This is a genomic window from Achromobacter deleyi, from assembly GCF_902859705.1.
Taxonomy (GTDB): domain Bacteria; phylum Pseudomonadota; class Gammaproteobacteria; order Burkholderiales; family Burkholderiaceae_B; genus Achromobacter; species Achromobacter deleyi.
Genome location: NZ_CADIJO010000023.1, coordinates 1 through 16015 on the forward strand (window position 1 = coordinate 1; position 16015 = coordinate 16015).

At 66.8% G+C, this 16015-nt stretch carries 15 protein-coding genes; 6 read left to right on the forward strand and 9 right to left on the reverse strand.

The features are described from left to right. The 5 genes from HV798_RS24950 to HV798_RS24970 all read right to left on the reverse strand — a co-directional run. Nucleotides 1–766, reverse strand: a 766-nt coding sequence (locus tag HV798_RS24950; RefSeq protein ID WP_175195134.1) for an ABC transporter permease subunit, incomplete at its 3' end; no start/stop codon positions are given. Between the two features lie 13 nt (nucleotides 767–779). Next, nucleotides 780–1967: an amino acid ABC transporter permease gene (locus tag HV798_RS24955; protein ID WP_175195122.1), complete on the reverse strand. Its 1188-nt coding sequence runs from the start codon at nucleotides 1965–1967 to the stop codon at nucleotides 780–782. A 3-nt stretch (nucleotides 1968–1970) separates the two neighbouring features. Further along, a complete protein-coding gene (locus tag HV798_RS24960; protein WP_175195120.1) occupies nucleotides 1971–3179 on the reverse strand; it encodes an aminotransferase class I/II-fold pyridoxal phosphate-dependent enzyme in 1209 nt (402 codons plus the stop codon). 145 nt (nucleotides 3180–3324) lie between these two features. Further along, nucleotides 3325–4341, reverse strand: coding sequence for an amino acid ABC transporter substrate-binding protein (locus tag HV798_RS24965; protein WP_175195117.1), 1017 nt, complete (start codon nucleotides 4339–4341; stop codon nucleotides 3325–3327). A gap of 492 nt (nucleotides 4342–4833) precedes the next feature. After that, on the reverse strand, nucleotides 4834–5523 hold the full coding sequence (locus tag HV798_RS24970) for a FadR/GntR family transcriptional regulator (protein ID WP_246289122.1): 690 nt from the start codon (nucleotides 5521–5523) through the stop codon (nucleotides 4834–4836). A 175-nt stretch (nucleotides 5524–5698) separates the two neighbouring features. On the opposite strand from HV798_RS24970, the gene HV798_RS24975 reads away from it, so the two are divergent. Beyond that, nucleotides 5699–6247 (forward strand): MolR family transcriptional regulator, encoded by a 549-nt coding sequence (locus HV798_RS24975; RefSeq protein WP_175195115.1) that lies wholly within the window; start codon nucleotides 5699–5701, stop codon nucleotides 6245–6247. A 49-nt stretch (nucleotides 6248–6296) separates the two neighbouring features. Here HV798_RS24975 and kdgD (HV798_RS24980) read toward each other — a convergent pair whose 3' ends face one another. The 3 genes from kdgD (HV798_RS24980) to kdgD (HV798_RS24990) all read right to left on the reverse strand — a co-directional run bounded on the left by kdgD (HV798_RS24980) (nucleotide 6297) and on the right by kdgD (HV798_RS24990) (nucleotide 10062). Then, on the reverse strand, nucleotides 6297–7211 hold the full coding sequence (gene kdgD / locus HV798_RS24980; RefSeq protein ID WP_175195113.1) for a 5-dehydro-4-deoxyglucarate dehydratase: 915 nt from the start codon (nucleotides 7209–7211) through the stop codon (nucleotides 6297–6299). A gap of 291 nt (nucleotides 7212–7502) precedes the next feature. Then, a complete protein-coding gene (locus HV798_RS24985) occupies nucleotides 7503–9083 on the reverse strand; it encodes an aldehyde dehydrogenase (NADP(+)) (protein ID WP_175195111.1) in 1581 nt (526 codons plus the stop codon). 64 nt (nucleotides 9084–9147) lie between these two features. Next, nucleotides 9148–10062, reverse strand: a complete 915-nt coding sequence (gene kdgD, locus HV798_RS24990) for a 5-dehydro-4-deoxyglucarate dehydratase (RefSeq protein ID WP_175195109.1) — start codon at nucleotides 10060–10062, stop codon at nucleotides 9148–9150. 245 nt (nucleotides 10063–10307) lie between these two features. On the opposite strand from kdgD (HV798_RS24990), the gene garD reads away from it, so the two are divergent. The 3 genes from garD (at nucleotide 10308) to HV798_RS25005 (ending at nucleotide 13945) form a co-directional block, all read left to right on the forward strand. Further along, nucleotides 10308–11888, forward strand: coding sequence for a galactarate dehydratase (garD, locus tag HV798_RS24995; RefSeq protein WP_175195106.1), 1581 nt, complete (start codon nucleotides 10308–10310; stop codon nucleotides 11886–11888). 147 nt (nucleotides 11889–12035) lie between these two features. Beyond that, a complete protein-coding gene (locus HV798_RS25000; RefSeq protein ID WP_175195097.1) occupies nucleotides 12036–13013 on the forward strand; it encodes a Bug family tripartite tricarboxylate transporter substrate binding protein in 978 nt (325 codons plus the stop codon). A gap of 146 nt (nucleotides 13014–13159) precedes the next feature. Continuing rightward, nucleotides 13160–13945 carry a hypothetical protein gene (locus tag HV798_RS25005; protein WP_175195095.1) on the forward strand — a complete coding sequence of 262 codons (786 nt, stop codon included), beginning with the start codon at nucleotides 13160–13162 and terminating at the stop codon, nucleotides 13943–13945. A 124-nt stretch (nucleotides 13946–14069) separates the two neighbouring features. Here the strand turns inward: HV798_RS25005 and HV798_RS25010 are convergent, their stop codons facing one another. Beyond that, on the reverse strand, nucleotides 14070–14870 hold the full coding sequence (locus HV798_RS25010) for a ProQ/FinO family protein (protein WP_175195093.1): 801 nt from the start codon (nucleotides 14868–14870) through the stop codon (nucleotides 14070–14072). A 106-nt stretch (nucleotides 14871–14976) separates the two neighbouring features. Here HV798_RS25010 and HV798_RS25015 point away from each other — a divergent pair, with 106 nt between their 5' ends. Together HV798_RS25015 and copC are read left to right on the forward strand one after the other, a co-directional pair. Next, nucleotides 14977–15438: a hypothetical protein gene (locus HV798_RS25015; RefSeq protein WP_246289124.1), complete on the forward strand. Its 462-nt coding sequence runs from the start codon at nucleotides 14977–14979 to the stop codon at nucleotides 15436–15438. A 213-nt stretch (nucleotides 15439–15651) separates the two neighbouring features. Further along, nucleotides 15652–16014, forward strand: coding sequence for a copper homeostasis periplasmic binding protein CopC (gene copC / locus HV798_RS25020; RefSeq protein ID WP_175195091.1), 363 nt, complete (start codon nucleotides 15652–15654; stop codon nucleotides 16012–16014). Nucleotide 16015: the final 1 nt, after the last annotated feature.

Consider the following 16015-nt stretch of genomic DNA (forward strand, 5'->3'; position numbering starts at 1 on the left):
GCAGGCCGCCGCGCACCGTTTCGGCGATGTACGCGGCCGCGAACATGATGATCGCGATCTGCGCGCGCAACAGCTTGTCGATGGAAAAGCCTTCGGGCAGGAACAGCGGCAACATCACCGACGACATGAACAGCAGGCTGATCAGCGGCACGCCGCGGATGAGCTCGATGTACACGACGCACAGCGCCTTGATCGCGGGCATCTTCGAGCGCCGGCCCAGGGCCAGCAGCACGCCGATCGGGAAGGCGAAGGCGATGCCGAACGTGGACAGGATCAGCGTGAGCGGCAGGCCGCCCCAGCGTGCGTTTTCCACGTAGGTCAGGCCGAACACGCCACCCCACATCAACAGGGCCACGGCGGTCAGGCCGACGGTCCAGATGACAGCGAGCTTCCAGTTCCAGAAGCGGCGGATGCCGCTGCAGACGATGACCGCGATCAGGATGATCGTGGCGATCAGCGGACGCCATTGTTCGTCGTACGGATACGTGCCGAACAGGATCAGGCGGTGCTTCTCGATGATGAAGGCCCAGCAGGCGCCGCCGACGGACGCGCGGCATTCCTGGGCGTTGGCGGCGGTGTAGTTGGCGCGGATAACGGCCCACTCCACCAGCGCCGGCACCGACATCAACAGGAACCAGGCCACCAGTACAGTGATCAGGATGTTCAGCGGCGAGGAAAACAGGCGCTCGCGCAACCAGGCCCAGACGCCGACGTGGGTCTTGGGCGGCGGCAGCCCTTCGGTGGGGAGTTGCGCGGGGGTGTTCATATGACGGCTCATATCAACGCTCCACCAGCGCGATGCGCTTGTTGTACCAGTTCATGAATATCGAGATCGACAGGCTGACCGTCAGGTAGGCGCCCATGATGATGAGAATGCCCTCGATGGCCTGGCCAGTCTGGTTCAGCGTGGTGTTCACCACCGACACGATGTCCGGATAGCCGATGGCTACCGCCAGGGAACTGTTCTTCAACAGGTTCAGGTACTGACTGGTCATGGGCGGGATGATGACGCGCAGCGCTTGCGGCAACACCACCAGGCGCAGCGCCAGGGGCCGACGCAGGCCCAGCGCGCCCGCGGCTTCCCATTGGCCGTTGCCGACCGCCTGGATGCCCGAGCGCACGACTTCGGCGATGAAGGCGGCGGTGTAGATCACCAGGCCCAGCAGCAGGGCGGCGAACTCGGGCGTCAGGGTCAGCCCGCCCGAGAAGTTGAAACCCTTCAGTTCGGGCATGTCCAGCGTCAGCGAGGCGCCGCTGGCCAGCCAGCCCACGACCGGCAGGCCGATCAACAGGCCGATGGCGAAGCGCCCCAGCGGAAATGGCCGGCCAGTGGCTTCCTGGCGCTGTTTGCCCCAGTGGCCCAGGAACAGGATGGCGACAATCGCCAGGCCCAGTCCGCCCAGCACCCAATCCAGCGAGGCGCCTTCCAGCCCCGGCACCTTCAGGCCGCGGTTGGAAATGAACACGCCCGGCAGCGGATGGTGCGCCTGGCGCGGGCCGGGCATGTTCTCGGTAATGAGCGCGTACCAGAAGAACAGCTGCAACAGCAGCGGCACGTTGCGCATGACTTCGACGTAGATCGAGGCCAGGCGGGCCACCAGCCAGTTCCTGGACAGACGGCCCACGCCGATCAGCACGCCCAGCGCGGTGGCCGCGACCAGGGCGATCAGACCGACGCGCAGCGTGTTCAGGATGCCGACGGCGATGGCGCGGCCGTAGGTGTCGGCCGGGCCGTAGGCGATGGGCGATTCGCCGATGGCGAAGCCGGCTTCGCGCGTCAGGAAACCAAAGCCGGTGGCGATGTTGCGCAGCGCCAGGTTTTGCAGGGTGTTGTGGACCAGGAACCAGATGGCCGACCCCGCCAGGGCCAGCGCCAGGGCCTGGTAGGCCAGGGCGCGGGTGGCGGGGTCGCTCCAGGACCAGCGGCGCGGCGCGCGCCGCGCGGTGGCGGAACTTGCTTTACCCACGGTTCAGCCCGCCATCAGCGCGTTGACCGCGGCGGCCAGGCGGTCCATGCCTTGCTCGATCACCTCGGTGGCGGTGGCGAACGAGAAACGCACGTAGGGCGACAGGCCGTACGAGCCGCCGTCGATCACGGCCACGCCGGCCTGGCGCAGGAAGAACAGGCTGACGTCCAGGTCGGTCTTCAGTTCGCCGTCGGGGCCGGTGCGGCCGATCAGGCCGCTGACGTTGGCGTAGACATAGAAGGCGCCGTCGGGCGTGGCGCACGAGATGCCGGGAATGGCGTTCAGGCGGCGCACGATCAGGTCGCGGCGGTCCTTGAAGATGGCAACCATGTCGGTGACGCTGGTCTGGTCGCCTTCCAGGGCGGCCTGGGCGGCGGCTTGCGAGATGGCGCTGGGGCAGCTGGTGCTTTGCGACATCACGGTGCTCATCGCCTTGATCAGGTCGGCCGGGCCGGCGCCGTAGCCCACGCGCCAGCCGGTCATGGCGTACGACTTGGACATGCCGTTGACGATCAGCGTGCGGTCGGCCAGTTGCGGTTCCACCTGCACGGGCGACACGTGCGGCTCATTGCCATAGCAGAAGGGCGCGTAGATCTCGTCGCTGAGAATCCAGACGCGCGGATGGCGCAGCAGCACGTCGGTCAGGGCGCGCATTTCGGCGCGGCTGTAGACGGCGCCGCTGGGGTTGCTGGGCGAATTCAGGATCAGCCAGCGGGTGCGCGGCGTGATGGCGGCTTCCAGGGTGGCGGCGTCCAGCTTGAAGCCCTGCGATTCCGGGCCGGCCGCGACGACGGGTTTGCCTTCGTTGAGCAGCACCATGTCCGGGTACGAGACCCAGTACGGCGCGCACACGATCACTTCGTCGCCGGGTTCCAGGCTGGCGGTGAGCGCCGCGCTGATGATCTGCTTGGCGCCGGCGCCCACGGTGATCTGGTCCAGGCCGTACTTGGCGCCCAGCGTCAGTTCCAGGCTGTTGGCGATGGCGCGGCGCAGGCCCGGGGTGCCATTGGGGCTGGTGTAGCGGATGTCGCCGTCGGCAATGGCGGCCTGCCCGGCGCGCGCGATGTGGGCGGGCGTGGGCATGTCGGGCTCGCCCAGGGTGAAGTCGGCGATCTCGCGGCCGGCGCGGCGCAGTTCGTCGACGACGATCTTGGCGGCCATGCTGGGGGAAGGTTTGATCTGCTTGAGGCGGGCGTTGACGATGCTGTTCATGGTGACTGCTTCTGAAAAAAGGCGGTGGCCGGCACACCCGCCGGCCCCGCGAAAATCAAGGAAAACGTATGGCACGGCCAGGCGGGCGGATCCGGCCTGGCCGCGGGGCGGCCCGCCTTGCCTGCGGGCAAGGCGGGCCTGGGCATCAACGCACCGGCCAGCCGTACATCAGGCCGCCTTGCGTCCACAGCTTGTTCAGGCCGCGGTCCAGCTTCAGGGGGCTTTCCTTGCCCATGGCGCGGTCGTAGCTTTCGCCGTAGTTGCCGACCTGCTTGATGATGTTGTAGGCCCACTTGTCGTCCAGCCCCAGGTTCTTGCCCATGCCGGGCGTCACGCCCAGGATGCGCTGCACGTTGGGGTTCGTGCTCTTGAGCATATCGTCGACGTTCTTGGACGTGATGCCGTATTCCTCGGCTTCCAGCATGGCGTTGAGCGACCAGCGCACCACGTTGAACCACTGTTCGTCGCCCTGGCGCACCATGGGGCCCAGCGGTTCCTTGGACAGGTTTTCCGGCAGGATTTCCCAGTCGTCGGGCTTGGCCAGGCGCGTGCGCATGTTGGCGGCGGTGTTGGACTTGTCGTTGGTGTAGGCGTCGCAGCGGCCCGATTCCAGCAGGCGGAAGTTTTCGTCGTAGTTCTCGACCAGCACCGGCTTGAAGGTGATGCCGCGGGCGCGGAAGTAGTCGGCCAGGTTCAGTTCGGTGGTGGTGCCAGGCTGCACGCAGACGGTGGCGCCGTCCAGTTCCTTGACCGTCTTCACGTTCATGGACTTCTTCACGATCAGGCCCTGGGCGTCATAGAAGTTCACGCCCACGCCGATCAGGCCCAGCGTGGTGTCACGCGTCAGGGTCTGGGTGGTGTTGCGCGACAGCATGTCGATTTCACCGGATTGCAAGGCGGTGAACTTGGCCTGGGCGGTCAGCACATTGCCCTTGACCTTGGACGCATCGCCGAACATCGCGGCGGCCACGGCGCGGCACATGTCCACGTCCAGGCCGGTCCATTCGCCCTTGCTGTCCAGCACCGAGAAACCGGGAATGCCGGCAAAGCCGCATTGCAGGAAGCCTTTTTTCTTGACGGCTTCGAAGGTGACGCCGGCTTGGGCGCCGGACGCCACGCACAGCAGGGTCGCCGCGACGGCGGTGGTCAGGAACTTGCGCATGAAAGTGTTCTCCAGGGGAGGGGGTAGGACGAAGCGAAGGGCAAAGACCGGACGCGCGACAACGCGCCCCACGCCTGTCGGGCAGAGGCGGCGGTGTCTACGGATACGGACGGGGGAGGGGAAAGCGAGGAATGCGGCGAGGTCGCGGCAGCGGCTTTCCAGACGGGCGGCTACCGGTGGATACGGGTGGCGTAGCGTTGGAAGGTCGGGCGCAGGGCAGGCAACGTGGTCATCGGCGGCACTTGGACGGCAGGTCTTGCGTAACTGATCCCGAGTGGCGGCTGTCACTGACGGGCTTTACGAACTCATGAGACGTATGATGGCAGCCATCATACAAGTGAGCAAGTAAGGGGATTCCCGTAATTTGGGGAATGCCGGGGGTTATATGGCGCCCGTGGGGCGCCGGACGTATTCAGGGCAGATGCCTGTCGTGATCTTTTGGTGGGATGCTTTGAGCGCATCCCACAAGGCAAAGGGCGTGGTCGCCCGCGATCAGGCGGGTGGGTGCGACAGCAGCTTGCGGTAGCGGGCGATGCTGTCGCCCAGGTGGCGGGCCATGGCGGCGCGGGCCGCGCCGGGGTCGCGCCGCATGATGGCCGTCAGGATGGCCTCGTGTTCCTGCACGTTGCGGGTTTCGTAGGTTTCGAGTTCTTCGGGCGTCTTGCCGCCGTGCTTGATGTTCAGGTCCAGCATGACGTCGCGCACCGCGGCCTGCAGCAGCGCGGGAAAGTGCGGGTTATTGGACGCGCGGGCGATGGACAGGTGGAATTCGTAGTCGGCCTTGACGGCGGCTTCCATGTCGCGGGTGGCGCGGTTGAAGGCGTCGAACGCCTCGACGATGCCGCTCAGGTCGGCGGCGCTGCGGCGCTCTGCCGCCAGCCCACAGGCCTCGACCTCGAGCCCGGCGCGCAATTCCATGATGTGCAGGGCCCAGCGCGGGTCGCCTGCCGGCGCCACGACGAAGTCGATGGGCTTTTCGCGGTCTTCGGTGACGAAGACGCCGATGCCGGCCTTGCTGACCAGCCGGCCGCTCAGGCGCATCGAGGCCACGGCTTCGCGGATGACGGTGCGGCTGACGTCGAACTCGGCGCACAGCGCGTGCTCTGACGGCAGCTTGTCGCCGGGGCGGTACTGCCGGGCGTCCAGGCGCTTGGTCAGTTCGTCGATCACGACGTCGGTCAAGCGCGAACGCGGGCGGGGCCGGGGATTTTCCATTGTCTCTTTTTGGGGTGTGGTGCCGGGGGACGAAGGCCTAATGATAAACGGCCGGGGCCGTATGACAGCATACAGGAGAGGAATTGGGGGACTGGCTTATCATGCCCCTTCCGACACACACAAAAAATGGAACCCACGCACGATGCCGAAGAACGATCTGTACTTTGACGATGAAGACGAAGGCCTGGCGCGGGAAACCAGCCATCCCAACTTCGTGGCGCTGGCCGGCGATGACTTCTACTACGACAGCGGTGACGATTTCAGCCCGTTTGGCAGCGATGACGGCAGTGATGCTTTCAGCGCCCTGCAGGACTGGTACGGCGAGAACAAGAGCGGCAAGGGAATCGTCAAGTTCATGAACGAGTTTCTGGCCGGCTGGGGGCTGGATGTGCCCTGGGACCGCATTCAGCATGACCTGGACGCCAGGACGCAGTGGCTGGATGAGGACGCCATGCACAAGCACTTTTTTCAAAGCGAATGCCGCGCGATCGTGGCGACGGCGTTCGGGCAGCTGAAGATTGCCGGCCGTATCGATGCCGAGTTGCTGGGCCTGGCCAAGGCGGCCATTGCGGATCAGCTGTGGCTGAATGCGCGGGCGCGCATCAAGTATCCGAAGTGGGAATTCGCCGACCAGGAGCACGCGCGCCTGGAACAGATGTTGGCGGTGCTGAATCAGCCGTCGGTGGGGTGATGGCACGAGGCTTGGGGTGATGCGTCTAGCGTCACCCCAAGCATTGCCTTTACTGCGGGCCCAGCTTCTTGATCAGCGCGTTGAGCATTTCCAGCTCGTCGGGCTTCAGATCCGTCAGCGGGGCGCGCACAGGACCCGCATCGTGGCCGACCAGCTTGGCGCCGGCCTTGACGATGCTGACGGCGTAGCCGGCGCAGCGGTTGCGGATTTCCAGGTAGGGCAGGAAGAACTCGTCGAGCAGGCGGTTCGTCGTGTCGTGGTCGTGCGCGGCGACGGCGCGGTAGAAGTCCATCGCGGTCTTGGGCACGAAGTTGAAGACGGCGGACGAGTACACCGGCACGCCCAGGGCCTTGTAGGCCGCGGCGTAGACCTCGGCAGTGGGCAGGCCGCCCAGGTACGAGAAGCGGTCGCCCAGCTTGCGGCGGATGCGGACCATGGCTTCGATGTCGCCGATGCCGTCCTTGAAGCCGACCAGGTTGGGGCAACGGTCGGCCAGCACGGCCAGGCTGTCGGCCGACAGGCGCGACTGGGCGCGGTTGTAGACGATGACGCCGATCTTGACCGATTTGCAGACCTGTTCGACGTGGTCAAGAATGCCTTGTTGCGAGGCTTCGGTCAGGTAGTGGGGCAACAACAGCACGCCCTTGGCGCCCAGGCGTTCGGCTTCTTGCGCATAGGCGATGGCGACACGGGTGGGGCCGCCGGCGCCCGCCAGGATCGGCACTTTGCCGGCGCAGGTGTTCACGGCGGTGCGGATGACATCGGAATACTCGGACGGGGCCAGCGAGAAGAACTCACCCGTGCCGCCGGCCGCGAACAGGGCGGTGGCGCCGTAGGGCGCCAGCCATTCCAGGCGTTGGGCGTAGGTCTTGGCGTTGAAATCGCCGTTCTGGTCGAAGTCGGTAACGGGGAAGGACAACAGGCCTTCCGAGACGATGGCCTTGAGTTCCTGGGGAGTGGTCATACCTGGGTCCGTGATTGCGAGAAAAAGCCGTCGGTGAGGACGGCGGGAAGAAAGATCAGTGGATGTATGTCATCGTACAACATACAGGATGAGCGGGCAAAGTAGTAAATCAGCTCGCTGATGTTGTCGTACAACATGTGGCACCAAGTGAAGCACGGGAGACAGCCGCCAACGAAGCAGCATCTGAAGCAGATGCCGAGGCAAACCCCGCGTGGCCGCATCGAGGGAACCCTCATTCCAAAGAAAAACGGGCGGCTCATCGCCGCCCGCCTTGGCCGAATGCAGGACGCGTCAGACGGCGATGACCCCGTCCACCATGCGCGGCAGGTTCAGCGGATTGGCGCGCTTGACGCCATCGGGCAGCAGCGCATCAGGCAGGTCCTGGTAGCAGACCGGGCGCAGGAAGCGGCGGATGGCGGTGGCGCCGACCGAGGTCGAGGCGGGGTTGGACGTGGCCGGGAAGGGGCCGCCGTGCACCATCGCATGGCTGACTTCGACGCCGGTGGGGTAGCCGTTGGCCAGGATGCGGCCGGCCTTGCGTTCCAGCACGGGCAGCAGCGCGCGCGCCGCATCGGTGTCGGCGTCGTCCACAAATAGCGTGGCGGTCAGCTGGCCTTCCAGATGTTCGGCCACGGCGCGCATCTCGGCGGCATCGCGGCAGGCCACGACGAGGGACGCCGGGCCGAAGACTTCGGCCTCGAGTTCGGGCGATGCCAGGAAACGGGCGGCGTCGGTGCCGAAGACGGCAGGGCCGGCGGCGTTGGCGGCAGGCTTTGAGGCTTCGCCGCGGCCCAGTGTGGCGACGCTGGCGTGGCCGGCCAGGGCCTGTTCGCCTTGCGTGTAGGCCGAGAAGATGCCGGGCGTCAGCATGGTGGCCGCGCCCTTGGCCTCGACAGCTTGCGCGGCGGCCTGGCGGAAGCGTTCCAGCGCCGGGCCTTCGATGCCGATGACCAGGCCCGGGTTGGTGCAGAACTGGCCCACGCCCATCACCAGCGAGTCGACAAAGCCCTTGGCGATGGCCTCGGCGCGCGTTTCCAGGGCCGCGGGCAGCAGGAATACCGGGTTGATGCTGGACATTTCGGCGTACACGGGAATCGGCACGGGGCGGGCGTTGGCGGCGGCGACCAGCGCCAGGCCGCCGCGGCGCGAGCCGGTGAAGCCGACCGCGGTGATGGCCGGGTGGGTGGCCAGGGCGGTGCCGATTTCATTGCCGGCGCCAAAGAGCAGCGAGAACGTGCCTTCTGGCAGGCCGTGCTTGGCAACGGCCTGCTGGATCACGCGGCCGACCATTTCCGAGGTGCCGGGGTGGGCGTTGTGGGCCTTGACGATGACGGGGCAGCCGGCCGCCAGGGCCGATGCGGTGTCGCCGCCGGCCACCGAGAAGGCCAGCGGGAAGTTGCTGGCGCCGAACACGGCGACCGGGCCCAGCGGCACGTTGGCCAGGCGCAGGTCGGCGCGCGGCAAGGGTTGGCGGTCGGGCTGGGCGGGGTCGATGGTGGCGTCGAGGAAGTAGCCGTCGCGCACCACGCGGGCAAACAGGCGCAGCTGGCCGACGGTGCGGCCGCGCTCGCCTTGCAGGCGGGCCAGCGGCAGGCCGGTTTCCAGATGGGTGCGCTCGATCAGCGCGTCGCCCAGTTGCAGGATGCCGTCGGCGATGCTTTCCAGGAACTGCGCGCGGGTTTCCAGGGGCGCGGCGCGGTAGGTGTCGAAGGCGGCCTGGGCCAGCTCGGCGGCGCGGGCCACGTCTTGCGCGGTGCCGGCGGGAAAGCCGGGCTCCAGGGCCTGGCCGTTGGCGGGATTGATGGCGTGCTGCGGGGCGCCGGTGCCCTTGATGGCGCTGGCGCCGATCAACATGTTGCCGGTCAAAGTCATGCGTGATTCTCCGAATGAAAACGCCCCCAGGCAGGGGGCGGGCAGGCGTGGCTGCAAGGCGGGGTTATTGGGGGCCGAGTTTTTTGATCAGGGCGTTCAGCGCTTCCAGCTCGTCGGGCTTCAGGTCCGTCAGCGGGGCGCGGACCGGGCCGGCATCGTGGCCGACCAGCTTGGCGCCGGCTTTGACGATGCTGACGGCGTAGCCGGCGCAGCGGTTGCGGATTTCCAGGTAGGGCAGGAAGAACTCGTCGAGCAGGCGGTTCGTCGTGTCGTGATCGTGCGCGGCAATGGCGCGATAGAAGTCCATCGCGGTCTTGGGCACGAAGTTGAAGACGGCGGACGAGTACACCGGCACGCCCAGGGCCTTGTAGGCCGCGGCGTAGACCTCGGCAGTGGGCAGGCCGCCCAGGTACGAGAAGCGGTCGCCCAGCTTGCGGCGGATGCGGACCATGGCTTCGATGTCGCCGATGCCGTCCTTGAAGCCGACCAGGTTGGGGCAACGGTCGGCCAGCACGGCCAGGCTGTCGGCCGACAGGCGCGACTGGGCGCGGTTGTAGACGATGACGCCGATCTTGACCGATTTGCAGACCTGTTCGACGTGGTCAAGAATGCCTTGTTGCGAGGCTTCGGTCAGGTAGTGGGGCAACAACAGCACGCCCTTGGCGCCCAGGCGTTCGGCTTCTTGCGCATAGGCGATGGCGACACGGGTGGGGCCGCCGGCGCCCGCCAGGATCGGCACTTTGCCGGCGCAGGTGTTCACGGCGGTGCGGATGACATCGGAATACTCGGACGGGGCCAGCGAGAAGAACTCACCCGTGCCGCCGGCCGCGAACAGGGCCGTGGCGCCGTAGGGCGCCAGCCATTCCAGGCGTTGGGCATAGGTCTTGGCGTTGAAGTCGCCATTCTGGTCGAAATCGGTGACGGGAAAGGACAGCAAGCCTTCCGAGACGATTTCCTTGAGTTCCTGCGGCGTGGTCATGGGCGGGGTTCCCTGTGAGGCGGGCGACGCGCCGGCGGAAGGTCTACCGAGTCGGTCGCGGTGAATAGGTACGTCATCGTACAACATGATTTTTAACGCTTCAAGACGGATTCCCCTATGAGGCGTAGAACAGCCTTGGGGAAATCCGCAATTCATCGAAGCAATCGGCAGCAACTATTCTCTTAGTTGTACGATAACGTATGGGCGCTGGTGTCGATGGCGCCGAACAACATCAGGAGACCCGAATGCAGCTCGCGGCAGGCCAAGCGCCCGTGCTTATCCAGATCCACCCCCAGGACAACGTCGCCATCGTGGCCAACGACGGCGGCTTGCCCGCCGGCACCACACTGCCGGACGGCCTGGTGCTGGTCGACACGGTGCCGCAGGGTCACAAGGTGGCGTTGCAGGACCTGGCCGAGGGCGAGGCGGTGCGGCGCTACAACGTGGTGGTGGGTTATGCGGCCAAGGCACTGCCGCGCGGCAGCTGGGTCAACGAGCGCGTCACGACGATGCCCACCGCCCGCTCCCTGCAGGACTTGCCGGTGGGCACGCGCCGCACGGCGCCGCTGCCGCCGCTGGACGGCTATACCTTTCAGGGCTACCGCAATGCCGACGGCACGGTGGGTACGCGCAATATCCTGGCCATCAGCACCACGGTGCAATGCGTGCAGGGCGTGGTGGAACACGCCGTGGCGCGCATCCGGCGCGAGCTGCTGCCGCGCTACCCGAATGTGGACGACGTGGTGGGGCTGGAACACACCTACGGCTGCGGCGTGGCGATCGATGCGCCGGGCGCGGCGATTCCGGTGCGCACGCTGCACAACATTGCCCGCAACCCGAACTTTGGCGGCACCACCATGGTGGTCAGCCTGGGCTGCGAAAAGCTGCAGCCCGAACGCCTTCTGGCGCCCGGCGCGATTCCGATCCGGGCGGGCCAGGGCATGGCGGGTGGGGGTGAGGACGGCGTGGACACCATCGTGCTGCAGGACGACGAGCACGTGGGCTTCGAATCCATGATCGACAACATCATGCGCACCGCCGAACGCCACCTGGAAAAGCTGAATCAGCGCCGGCGCGAGACCTGTCCGGCGTCTGACCTGGTGGTCGGCGTGCAGTGCGGCGGCAGCGACGCGTTTTCCGGGGTGACGGCGAACCCGGCGGTGGGCTTTGCGGCCGACCTGCTGGTGCGCGCGGGCGCCGCGGTGATGTTTTCCGAGAACACGGAAGTGCGCGACGGCATCGACCAACTGACGGCGCGCGCCGCCACGCCGGAAGTGGCCGAGGCGCTGGTGCGCGAGATGGCCTGGTACGACGATTACCTGCAACGCGGCAGCGCCGACCGCAGCGCCAACACCAGCCCCGGCAACAAGAAGGGCGGGCTGTCCAACATTGTCGAAAAGGCGATGGGGTCGATCGTGAAATCCGGCTCGTCGAACATCGACGGCGTGCTGTCGCCGGGCGACCGGCTGACGCGCAAGGGCCTGATCTTCGCGGCCACGCCGGCCAGCGATTTCATCTGCGGCACGCTGCAACTGGCGGCCGGCATGAACCTGCACATCTTCACTACGGGGCGCGGCACGCCTTACGGCCTGGCGCAGGTGCCGGTCATCAAGGTTGCCACCCGCAGCGACCTGGCGCGGCGCTGGCACGACCTGATGGACGTGGACGCCGGCCGCATTGCGACCGGCCAGGCCCGCATCGAAGACGTGGGCTGGGAACTGTTCCGCCTGATGCTGGAAGTGGCCAGCGGCCGCCGCCAGACCTGTGCCGAAAAACTCAAGCTGCACAACGCGCTGGCCTTGTTCAACCCGGGGCCGGTGACCTGAGGCGCTGGCGTTTCGGGCGCTGCGGCATGCACTCGGGACGGGTGCACGCCTGACTCTTTTGATTTCAACGGGCTTGCCGTTGCGCGGGCCTGGCACCACCTGGCACCGGCCCATCGAGGCGCGGGCTTCTACAACAACGGAGACAACATGGATTCAAACAGAAGGCATCTGCTGGCCGCCGCCGCCGCGCTGGGACTGGCGCGCATCACCCCGGCCTGGGCCCAGGCCGACGCCTGGCCCACCCGGCCTGTGCGCATCGTGGTGCCGTACCCGCCCGGCGGCTCGTCGGACATCATCGCGCGGGTCATCGCGCCGCGGTTGGCCGAGGCGCTCAAGCAGACCGTGGTGGTCGAGAACAAGCCCGGCGCCAACGGCAACCTGGGTGCGGGCATCGTGGTGCAGTCCGCCCAGGAAGGCCACACCGTGCTGCTGTGCGACGTGGGCGCGCTGGCGATCAGCCCGTCGGTCTATACCAAGCTGTCGTTCGATCCGTCCAAGGATCTGCGGTCGGTGGGCATGCTGGCGTATTCGCCGCACGTGCTGGCGGTGCATCCGGACGTGCCGGCCAAGACGGTGCCTGAATTGGTGGCGCTGTCCAAGAAACAGCGATTGAACTTCGCCGTGACCGCCATCGGCAGCGCGCCGCACCTGGCCGCGGTGGCTGTGCAGCAGGCCACCGGCGCGCAGTGGGAATACGTGCCGTACAAGGGCGGTTCGCAGGCGGTGACGGACACGATCGGCGGGCAGACGCAGGTCATCATGAACGGCCTGCTGGCAACCCTGCCGCACATCAAGGGCGGCAAGCTGCGCGCCATTGCGATTTCCAAGAAGGAACGCATGCAGCTGGTGGCCGACATTCCGACGATTTCCGAGCAGGGCGTGGCGGGGTTCGAATCCGGCACCTGGCAAGGGGTGATGGCGCCGGTGACGGCCACGGACAAGACCGCGAACCTGTTGGCCACCCTGATGGGGCAGATCGTCAACCAGCCCGACGTGAAGTCGCAGCTGAACGAGCAAGGCGCCGAGATCGTGGTGCGCAATCCCGCGGAATTGGCGCAGTTCTTCAGCAGCGAGCGGGCGCGTTGGGCCAAGGTGGTGGCCAGCGCGGATATCCGGCTGGATTGAGCGTTTTCTGGGCCGGCAGAGTTGCCGGCCGCAACCCATCACCCGTGCGGTTAAGTTTTGTTGCATATTGCCGTTATGACTACGTCATCTTCGCGCGATAACGCGTGAAGCTCCCGGCCTGGGCCGGCTAAGCAACGGAGCAATGTGTGCAGCAAAAACTTCCGCTATTCCGGGTGATCCGGCAAATCTTCGACACGCTGGGCGATCACGGCGGGCAGATGCTTGCGCAGGCGCCGCAACTGGTGGCGATCCTGCTCGCCGGCTCGTGCCTGGCGATGTACATGGGTCAATTGGCTGTGATCCAGCACAGCATCCTGCTGGAGGTGGCCAGCTGGTTGGTCTTGGTGGCCGCGCCGGTGCTGGCGGCGGTGGCCTGGCATCGCCGCATCTTGCTCGATGAAGCCCCGCGCGCCGGGTTGGTGGCCGGCAAGCCCGAACGCATGTACTTCCTGCTGGGCGTTGCCGGTTCGCTCGTGTTGTTCGTGCTGGCGACGCTGAGGTTGTTTGTCTTTGTCTGGACGACCGGCCCTGAAGGCACGAATGCGCTGGGCATTCTGTTGACGTCGGTACTCTGGCTGGCGCCGTTGTATTTCACCGGTCACCTGTTTCTGGCGTTGCCGGAAGCCGCACTGACGGGCAAGGTCAACCTGCGCCGCATCCACGCCTTGACCCGGGGCAACAAATTGCGCTTCGTGGTGTTGGCGCTATTGCCGATCCCGATATTGCTTTTGCTGGAGCTGGTCAGGATCTTCCTGTTGCAGATGCCACGCATGCCCAGCCCTGGCTTTTACGTCTACAACGCGGTTTCCATGTTGGTAGGCAGCCTGGTCACCGTGACCAGCATGTCGGTGTGCTATCGCGTCCTGGTGCTGCAACCGCAAACGCAGGCACGGGAGGCCGCGCTCGCCGCAGCGGTGTCGAACGAGGGGTAGCGCTCGGCCTGGGCCGCCCGGGACGGCCTTGGCCGCCGGCCATGAAAAACCGCGGACCGTTCAGCGCCTTGGCAGGCGTTGCGCGGTCCGCGGTTTTTTTCAAGCCGATTTTTTCAAGCAGGAATCAGTCTTTGGCCGGCGTATCGGCCGGTGCTTGATCAGGTGTTTGCTCGGGCGCTTGGGCAACCGAAGCCTCGGCCGCTGCTTGCGCCGGCGCGGCGGCCGACGTCTTCACGTGGTCGTCGGCGGCGGCAGCGGCTGCGTCAGCCAATACCGGCGTTGCGGCGACGTCCTGAGCGGCATCCGTTGCAGGTGCGCCGTCGGCTTGCGGCTTGGCCTTGTTGGCGTTGCCCTTGCCGCGGGCGGCAGCGCCCTTGGAATGGCGGCGCGAGGCCATGCGCTTGGCGTGCTGCGCTTCGTTGGCGGTGACGGCGCCGGCGGGCTCGCCGTTCAGGTCGACGCGTGCGGCGGCTTCAACCATGCTGTCCCAGTAGCGACGGCCGTCGCACCAGGTCTTGACGGCGACCTTGATTTCTTCGGCGGTGAGCTGCAAGGCCTTGGCATGCTGTTGCAGGTCTTCCAGCACGCCCAGCTTGAGCGGGACCTTGGCGGCCGGCTTCTTGGGGAATGCCTTGGGAAATTGGCGCTGCAGTCGCGAAATGGCGATCAGGACGGGATCGACGTCGGTCTCGCGCTTTTCGCGCGGCGCCTGGCGTTGACCTGCCTGCTGTTGGCCGGCCTGTTGGGGGGCGCGCTGTCCTTCACGCTTGCCGTTCCGGTTGCCGCCGCGCTTGTCGTCGCGCTTTTCACCACGCGTGCCGTCGCCTTTGGCGGCGGCGGGTCGCGCGGGTTTGGTGGAAGCCGTTTCTTCGGGAGCCTGCTTGAAAAGCAGTCCTCGGATGGCGGCGAGCTGTTCTAGACCCATAGTGTGTGCTGCACGTTCTGATGTTGAAAGCAGGGAGCATAACAGTTGTGACGCTTCAGATTGAAGTTGCGGGGCCCCGGGCGGGCGTCGTAAGCTCCCTGGCACCATGAGCCAGCACCCGTCTGTTACGTTTTTGCGCCTGTCCGCCGCCGCCCGGCGCGGGGTGGCGTGGCTGGCGGCGGCGCTGCTGGTGTTCCAGTCTTTGGTGGCGTCCGCGGCGTTTGGCGCCCCGGCGCCGGTGGCGCACGGGCAGGGCGCCACCGTCATCCTGTGCACGGCCAGCGGGCCGCGGGTGGTGGCGCTGGATGCCGCGGCGACCGGCCCGCAGGCGGACATTTCTGCTCATGCGCATGGCGGTTGGGACGGCGGCGGCACGCTGCCGCATTGCTGCGCGTCGACCTGCGCGATGCTGGGCGGGGCTTGCCCGCCGGCGCCGGCTGGCGTGGCGTGGCGCTTACCTGCCCTGGGGCCGGCGGTGCCGCAGGCGTCCGAGGATGCCGCGCCGCGTTGGCGCAACGCACCGGCCTGGCGGCCGCAGCAGTCCCGCGCCCCGCCGCGGGTGGGCTGATTGCCTGGCGGGAATACGGGCTGGAATTCGTCGGCCTGGTTCCGTGAGTCGAATTTCTGGCCTGAATCTCTGGCCGGGTTCACCCTTTTTCCTGCTTGCAGAGTGCGCCCTTGCGGCCTGGCCAGGGCCGGCCGGTTGCCGTATTGCGCTCAATCCTCGTTATGCCATGACCCTTTGGCGGCGATGCGCCGCCGATTCATCAGGAGCACCACCATGATCAAACCCACCCTTATCGCCGCCGCCGTGCTGGCCATCGCCCCGCAATGGGCCTGGGCCCACGCCCACCTGAAATCCGCCACGCCCGCCGACAAGGCCGTGGTGGCGGCCGCGCCGGCTACCGTGACGGCCAGCTTTTCCGAAGGCCTGGAGCCCGCGTTCTCGTCGCTGACGCTGCTGGATGCCGCCGGCAAGCCGGCCGTCAGCGCCAAGGCCGCGCCCGCGCCGGGCGACGACAAGACGCTGGTGCTGCCCGTGCCCAAGGATCTGCCGGCCGGCGCCTATACGGTGAAATGGCAGGCGCTGTCCAAGGACGGCCACAAGACCGACGGCGCCTGGACGTTCACGGTTAAGCCTTGAA

What these genes read in the sequence shown, in the direction of transcription:
- kdgD (WP_175195109.1), bottom strand. Translation starts at nt 10,062, where the DNA reads ATGACCACGCCGCAGGAACTCAAGGAAATCGTCTCGGAAGGCTTGCTG.
- HV798_RS25010 (WP_175195093.1), bottom strand. Translation starts at nt 14,870, where the DNA reads ATGGGTCTAGAACAGCTCGCCGCCATCCGAGGACTGCTTTTCAAGCAG.
- HV798_RS24965 (WP_175195117.1), bottom strand. Translation starts at nt 4,341, where the DNA reads ATGCGCAAGTTCCTGACCACCGCCGTCGCGGCGACCCTGCTGTGCGTG.
- HV798_RS24985 (WP_175195111.1), bottom strand. Translation starts at nt 9,083, where the DNA reads ATGACTTTGACCGGCAACATGTTGATCGGCGCCAGCGCCATCAAGGGC.
- HV798_RS25015 (WP_246289124.1), top strand. Translation starts at nt 14,977, where the DNA reads ATGAGCCAGCACCCGTCTGTTACGTTTTTGCGCCTGTCCGCCGCCGCC.
- copC (WP_175195091.1), top strand. Translation starts at nt 15,652, where the DNA reads ATGATCAAACCCACCCTTATCGCCGCCGCCGTGCTGGCCATCGCCCCG.
- garD (WP_175195106.1), top strand. Translation starts at nt 10,308, where the DNA reads ATGCAGCTCGCGGCAGGCCAAGCGCCCGTGCTTATCCAGATCCACCCC.
- kdgD (WP_175195113.1), bottom strand. Translation starts at nt 7,211, where the DNA reads ATGACCACTCCCCAGGAACTCAAGGCCATCGTCTCGGAAGGCCTGTTG.
- HV798_RS25000 (WP_175195097.1), top strand. Translation starts at nt 12,036, where the DNA reads ATGGATTCAAACAGAAGGCATCTGCTGGCCGCCGCCGCCGCGCTGGGA.
- HV798_RS24960 (WP_175195120.1), bottom strand. Translation starts at nt 3,179, where the DNA reads ATGAACAGCATCGTCAACGCCCGCCTCAAGCAGATCAAACCTTCCCCC.
- HV798_RS24975 (WP_175195115.1), top strand. Translation starts at nt 5,699, where the DNA reads ATGCCGAAGAACGATCTGTACTTTGACGATGAAGACGAAGGCCTGGCG.